Below are 5,861 nucleotides of genomic sequence, written 5' to 3' on the forward strand. Positions count from 1 at the left end.
TGTCCAAGGACAGGGAGATAAGCCTTTGCGAGGGGGTTTCGCAGATGCTCCTGGCGCTCGATTCGAAGTGCAGCATGGCTATAGTCTCCTCCAACTCAAGCGAGACGATACGCGACGTCCTGGGCAGGCTGGGCATCCTCCAGCATTTCTCCACCATATCCGGCGGCGACGAGGAGATGGGCAAGGTCGAGCGGATGCGCAAGTGTATGTCGGGCCACGGCGTCACGGAGGATAGCACGATCTACATAGGCGACACTGTTGGGGACATGAAGGAGGCCCGCGAGGCAGGGGTTACGCCGATAGCCGTCGCCTGGGGTCTGCATCCGGCGGCGAGGCTGGCGGGCGCTCAACCCGAGCTTATCATCATGGAGCCTTCTGAGCTGGTGGATTATGTGGGCGCTCTGTCCAGAGCGAAATCAGAGGCAGAAGCTCCCCTTTGAGCACCACGTCGTTTCCCTCCACCGAGATACCGAGTCCCTTCACCACGGCCGCCAGCCCCGTCTCCCCCTCGGGCTTCTGTTGGATCATCACGAGCGAGCGCAGGCCGTCGAGGAACATGAGCACGCCCTGTGCGCCTGCGGGGTCTTTGCATGGTATGGTGGCCGAAATCTGTATCCCGTCGGCGCTCCTTATGTAGGCGGCGTCCGGGAGATATATCTCTTTCGGCGCGGAACTCTTCATCCTCTCGCCGATCGCCACGTATCCGGAGAGCACGTCGTCGATTTCAAAGGATTTGTCGACGCCCTTATCCTCCGGTTTGGTTTCATAGAATGAGATCAGCGATTTGCGGCGCCCGGCGGCGAGATGCCGCTTGTCGAGCAGCATGAACGCCAACGGATCGCGCGAGTCGCTCTCGGAATAGACGGTCGCCCAGCCTAAGTTCTGTGCGGTTAAACCGGCGCGCCCGGCGCTCATCGCCGTCCTTATGGCGGGCACGATCGTCTTTTCGTCGAAGTTGCCCTGCGCCAGGATCACCACGTCAGATTCGGCCCCCAGCTCACCCAGCCTTCCCGCGACCGCGAGCATGCCCAGTGCGTCGTGGTTTTCAAGCAGGGCGGATATCAGCTCCGCGGCCACCCCCTCCTTGCCTGCGACGATGGCTGAGACCCTGTCCGAGAGGGGGCCGTTGGATAGCGCCCTCGGGACGTCGACGGCTATGTAGAAATCCCTGTCCGCCGGCATCCAGCGCGCCAGCATGCCGAGCTTCGAACGCGTGCCGGCGGCAGGATCATAGGCGCGCCCTAGGAAGATATCGCTGGCGTCGCGCATGAAGAAGAGGGCCGTAGCGATGAGCGCGATGAGCACCGCGGCGTGTATGATGAACATCCTGGTCTTCTTTTTCATGACGCCTCCTGCCTGAGCCATGCCTCGATGAGCGAGGTTATCGACTGCCTTGCCTGCGAGGCGAGGTATTCCAGTTTGGGGAGTTTGAGGAGGTCGCATGGCCGCCTGAGCAAGCGGCCGGCCAGCGCGATCCCGTCTGTATTCCCCGACTCGTCGACGGCGCCGTCGAGGTCCGGGAACTCGTAATCCAACGGATCGAGCACCGCCCTCACGACTACATAGGGTATCCCGGCTGCGGAGCATACCCGGGCCAACGTCGCACTCTCCATGTCGATGGCCACGGCTTCGTGCTGCGTGCCGAGGAATGCCTTGTCAAAGGGCTCCCGCGCTATCTCGTCCACGGTCACGATCCCTGCCGACCTGTGCCTTATGCCCATCTCGCTGAGCAGAGTCTCGGCGCGGCCGGCCGCCGAAGGGGGCGGCTCGAATTTGTCTCCCGTCACGGAGTCGATCGCCGGGTTCGCTATTATCATGTCTCCGGCCTGGAGAGAGGGGTCTGCGCCGCCGCAGTAGCCGACGTGCAGGCAGAAGTCAGGTTTGTAGCGCTCCGCCAGGTAGCGCGCCGCCCGCTCCATGGCCTCGCGTCCTATGCCTGCGCGGACTAGGAGGATGGGCCTTTGCTCGTAGGTACCGCGCACGAATACGGAGGGCCGAAGATACAGGGATGCATCCACGGACATCTTCGAGCGGATGACGCGGAGCTCATCGTCCATCGCGGCAATTACAGCGAGCGGCACTTGGTGCATGCAGTTGTTTTAAAGGCAGCAATGCGTGAAGTCAATCGGCCAGTCGCGGTCCTCAGAAGATGGTCCAGCGGGCCATGGTAAGCGCGTCGCGGATGTTTGATGTGGTGGTGAGCGCCACGGTCGGCTCGAAGCCGCAGTGGCACATGCAGTTTTTGCATCGCGGGTCGCGGCCTGGGCCGTATTTCCCCCAGTCCACGTCCTTCATGAAGCCTTCGAAGGTGCTGTGGTGGCCGTCGGTGATGAGGTAGCAGGGCGCCTTCCAGCCGCAGTAGTTGTATGTCACGTTGCCCCACGGCGTGCATTCGAAGTCGCGTTTCCCCGCCAGGAAGTCGAGGAACAGCGGGGTGGACCATATCTTCCTGCCGCGTCCGGCGCGCCTGAGGATGCTGAACTTCTCCTTTATGGCGGAGCGCGTGAGGAACACGGACTGGTCTTCGACGTCCGAGTAATCGAACCCGGGGGAGATGAGCATGCCGTCGATGGAGAGCCCCTCCAGGAAATCGATCAGAGCCTCGATCTCGCCCGCGTCCGTCTGTCTGTAGATCGTGGTGTTCGTGCAGACTGAGAAGCCGGCCTTCTTCGCGGCGACGATCCCGGCCACCGCCTTGTCGAAGGCCCCCTTCCGCTCGACCACCGCGTCGTGCGTCGCGGCGAGCCCGTCCAGGTGCACGTTTATGTTGAAACGCTTGTGCGGCTTGAGCAGGGGGAGCTTCTTCTCCAGCGACTGGCCGTTGGTGCACAGATAGACCACCCGGCCGCGGCCGAGCGTTTCCTCGACGAGCTCCTTTATCCTGGGATACAGCAGCGGCTCGCCGCCGCAGATGGAGACCACCTGTGCCCCGCAATCGTCCACGGCCGCAAGGCACTGCTCTAGCGTGAGCATCTTTGAGGCGTGCTCCTTGTACTCGCGTATGCGGCCGCAGCCGGAGCATGTCAGATCGCACGCGAACAGCGGCTCCAGCATGAGCACCAGGGGGAAGCGCTTCTTCCCCTGGCCCTTCATGCGCCTGATATAGTTGGCGATCGAAATGGTCTGTCCCAGCGGGAATCTCATAGAGGCCGGGCTCTCTAGCACGCGAGGTCCTCAATTACAATCCATAGTTGAAGTTTTGCGCATTAGTGCTATTTGGAGCAAATGGCGCCGGGGAAACGGGCAGGGAGGGGGGTAAACCGGATGCAGGCGAAAAAAGGTGAGATATCGGCCATAGCGATCCGCGTGATCCTGCTCTCGGCCGCGATCGCAGCGATCTTGGCCGCGATCGCGTTTTTCACGCATCACTACAAGGCCGCCCTGTCCATCGGCGCCGGGGCCGGAATAGGGTCGCTCAGCTTTCTGGCCCTGGTCGTGACGATCTCGGGGGCGGCAAACCCCGGCCGCATGGGCGTAAGAAAGGGGCTGCTCGCCGCGCTCGGGCTTTTGAAGATCGCAGCCGTAGGCGCGCTGCTGTGGTGGCTTATCTTCGAGAAGATCGTGGACCCGATTCCGTTTCTCGTGGGTTTTGGCGCCGTGGTCCTCTCCCTCGTAGTGGAGGGAATAAGGGCAGGCCGCGCGATGGAGAGGGCGGGCTAGACAATGTACGAGCCTTCGATACTCAGATGGATGGCGGAACACCTCGGAACCCCCCAGAGCTGGGACGGCGAATACAGGCACGTAGTGACCGCGGTCTTTGTCGCTCTCCTCCTCATCGCCTCGGGCGTCATCGCGGGGAAAAAGTTTAAGAACATATCCGGAAGGCTCATACCCGAGAGCGGAGTGAGTATAGCGAACTCATTCGAGCTGATCTCAGAGGCGTTGCTTCGGCTCATGGAAGACATCATGGGTCCGAAGGCTGCAAAACATCTCCCGTTCATAGGCTCCTTATTCGTGTACATACTGGTCTCGGACCTCATCGGCGTGATCCCTGGGATCTTCCCGCCCACCGAGAACATCAACACGAACCTCTCCTGCGCGCTCGTGGTGTTCTTCTATTATAATTATATGGGCATAAAGGAGCAGGGGATCAGGGGATATTTCAGGCACATGGCAGGGCCGGTCCTGTGGCTTGCGCCGCTGTTCTTCATCGTCGAGGCGGTGAGCCACATAGTGCGGCCGGCATCGCTCTCGATCAGGCTCATGGGAAACATAGCCGGCGACCACATAGTGGTCGGCATCTTTTCAGACATAGTGCCCTTCCTCGTCCCGATCATTTTCATGGGGCTTTCCATTTTTGTTTCGATAATGCAGGCATTTGTCTTTACGCTGCTTTCCATAGTATATATACACTTGGCGTCCGGATCAGAGGAACATGCCTGATCGATCCGAACGCGCCATTAATAGGAGGGGGATATGAAGAGAATCGCCGTGTTTTTCTCGTGCGCACTGGCATCGCTTGCGCCCGCGATTGCGAATGCGCAGGTGGGCCAGGCAGCGCAGGATGGAAACTGGATTTTCAAGGCAGTGCTCGCGGTAAGCGCGGCGTTGGCGATCGGGATGGCCGTCGTGGCCGGCACGATGAGCCAGGCGAAGGCCGCTGCCGTGACCCTCGAGGGCATCGCGCGCAATCCCGAAGCGGCGAGCAAGGTCATGACGCCCATGATCATAGCGCTCGCGCTCATCGAGTCGCTCGTCATCTACGCCCTCGTCATCGCGTTCCTCCTGCAGGGAAAAATCTAAGAACATTTTGCAGACGGAGAGGATCGGGCACGCCCCTCTCGCTTACGGCTCGCTCGCTCAGACGCCGTTCGCTCACCTGCGCATTCGGCGCCGCAGCATCACAGGCTTAGATGGCGGCGCCTCCTGACGCCGCTCGAGGAGCATCCCCGATCCTCTCCGTCAAGTCGGTACTCTGAGGCAGCGATTCCGGAAACAAAAAGGCCGGGGTTTCATACCCCGGCCTTGCGCGGTCTTCATAAAATTTAATAACCCAATATTATCAACTAAATAGCTACGGATTGGGTTCCGGCTGCCCCTATAGTGCAATATGGTGCAATGAATGTATGCACCATATTGCACTATAAGACAGACAAGAGTCTTACATTAACAATCGCCAATCAGGGGGCAATAATATTGGCGAATACTTGGCGATTAATGTGGCTATTTGCCGGTTAGCTTCGGGTGGCGTCAGTTCCGGGGCTCCCGGGCCCTTGCCTGAAGTCGCCTTAAGGCGCGCTTACGAGACGAACGTATGAGGAAATCAAAAGGCCGATTGGCGTCGCGGCTTGAAGGCTGACGCGAGGAAGACATTCAAGCCGCATGACGCTAACGGCCTTTTGACGACGAGTAGCGAGCGACGTGCGCCAGCGACGAAGGAAGGGCACGGGAGCCCAGACGCCACCCGAAGCCAAAGAAGTTTTAAGGGTGCTCTTCGTCGATGGGTTTTCCGGAAAGCTCGAGGATGATGTCGAAGTCGTCGGCTGCGTTAGCGTCGCGCATGATCGCCTTGGCGCGCACGCGTTCGCCGCATCGCTGGCACTGGTGCAGGATCACGTACTCCTTCTTCGTGTGTGTGTAGATGCCGATCGGCCTCATCATACCCTTGCACGGGTTGGCGCGATCGCCGGGGTTTATGTCCACGTGCCTGGACCACAGGCAATACGGGCAGTGGTTGCGGGGCGTGGTCTGAGCGGTGGGGGGCACCTCGCGGTCGCAGTTGCTGCAGGTGAAGCCCTCGTTCACCACTTGGAATCGCTTGGTCTTCAAAGACATGGCTGCTTGCTCACTTCTTTTTGTCCTTGCCGCGCTTCGGCCTCATCACCTTTATCCTGACGCTGCTTTTTTCTTCCGCTCCGCCG

At 60.3% G+C, this 5,861-nt stretch carries 8 protein-coding genes; 4 read left to right on the forward strand and 4 right to left on the reverse strand.

Going from position 1 to position 5,861, the window contains the following annotated elements:
* On the forward strand, positions 1–440 hold a 440-nt coding region (locus WC683_18945; GenBank protein ID MFA4974689.1), incomplete at its 5' end, for an HAD-IA family hydrolase.
* Here the strand turns inward: WC683_18945 and WC683_18950 are convergent.
* The 3 genes from WC683_18950 to hpnH are packed head-to-tail and all read right to left on the reverse strand — an operon-like array spanning position 364 to position 3,144.
* On the reverse strand, positions 364–1,344 hold the full coding sequence (locus WC683_18950; GenBank protein MFA4974690.1) for a hypothetical protein: 981 nt from the start codon (positions 1,342–1,344) through the stop codon (positions 364–366). The genes WC683_18945 and WC683_18950 overlap by 77 nt on opposite strands.
* Complete coding sequence (locus tag WC683_18955) at positions 1,341–2,090, reverse strand: hypothetical protein (protein ID MFA4974691.1); 750 nt, start codon at positions 2,088–2,090, stop codon at positions 1,341–1,343. Before WC683_18955 ends, WC683_18950 begins: the two co-directional genes overlap by 4 nt.
* Positions 2,091–2,142: 52 nt before the next feature.
* On the reverse strand, positions 2,143–3,144 hold the full coding sequence (gene hpnH / locus WC683_18960) for an adenosyl-hopene transferase HpnH (protein ID MFA4974692.1): 1,002 nt from the start codon (positions 3,142–3,144) through the stop codon (positions 2,143–2,145).
* A 120-nt stretch (positions 3,145–3,264) separates the two neighbouring features.
* Between hpnH and WC683_18965 the strand changes: the two genes are divergently transcribed.
* Genes WC683_18965 through WC683_18975 form a run of 3 tightly spaced genes read left to right on the forward strand, consistent with a single transcriptional unit; the run spans position 3,265 to position 4,743 of the window.
* Positions 3,265–3,660 (forward strand): ATP synthase subunit I, encoded by a 396-nt coding sequence (locus tag WC683_18965; GenBank protein ID MFA4974693.1) that lies wholly within the window; start codon positions 3,265–3,267, stop codon positions 3,658–3,660.
* A gap of 3 nt (positions 3,661–3,663) precedes the next feature.
* On the forward strand, positions 3,664–4,383 hold the full coding sequence (atpB, locus tag WC683_18970; protein ID MFA4974694.1) for a F0F1 ATP synthase subunit A: 720 nt from the start codon (positions 3,664–3,666) through the stop codon (positions 4,381–4,383).
* A 33-nt stretch (positions 4,384–4,416) separates the two neighbouring features.
* Positions 4,417–4,743: an ATP synthase F0 subunit C gene (locus WC683_18975; protein MFA4974695.1), complete on the forward strand. Its 327-nt coding sequence runs from the start codon at positions 4,417–4,419 to the stop codon at positions 4,741–4,743.
* A gap of 678 nt (positions 4,744–5,421) precedes the next feature.
* On the opposite strand, the gene WC683_18980 is transcribed toward WC683_18975, so the two are convergent.
* Complete coding sequence (locus tag WC683_18980) at positions 5,422–5,775, reverse strand: RNHCP domain-containing protein (protein ID MFA4974696.1); 354 nt, start codon at positions 5,773–5,775, stop codon at positions 5,422–5,424.
* Positions 5,776–5,861 lie beyond the last annotated feature (86 nt).

The sequence above is a fragment of the bacterium genome, assembly GCA_041648665.1.
Classification (GTDB): Bacteria; UBA10199; UBA10199; order 2-02-FULL-44-16; family JAAZCA01; genus JAFGMW01.

Excerpts from the sequence above, each read along its gene's own strand:
- WC683_18980 (MFA4974696.1), bottom strand. The coding sequence starts at position 5,775 with ATGTCTTTGAAGACCAAGCGATTCCAAGTGGTGAACGAGGGCTTCACC.
- WC683_18965 (MFA4974693.1), top strand. The coding sequence starts at position 3,265 with ATGCAGGCGAAAAAAGGTGAGATATCGGCCATAGCGATCCGCGTGATC.
- atpB (MFA4974694.1), top strand. The coding sequence starts at position 3,664 with ATGTACGAGCCTTCGATACTCAGATGGATGGCGGAACACCTCGGAACC.
- WC683_18950 (MFA4974690.1), bottom strand. The coding sequence starts at position 1,344 with ATGAAAAAGAAGACCAGGATGTTCATCATACACGCCGCGGTGCTCATC.
- hpnH (MFA4974692.1), bottom strand. The coding sequence starts at position 3,144 with ATGAGATTCCCGCTGGGACAGACCATTTCGATCGCCAACTATATCAGG.
- WC683_18955 (MFA4974691.1), bottom strand. The coding sequence starts at position 2,090 with ATGCACCAAGTGCCGCTCGCTGTAATTGCCGCGATGGACGATGAGCTC.
- WC683_18975 (MFA4974695.1), top strand. The coding sequence starts at position 4,417 with ATGAAGAGAATCGCCGTGTTTTTCTCGTGCGCACTGGCATCGCTTGCG.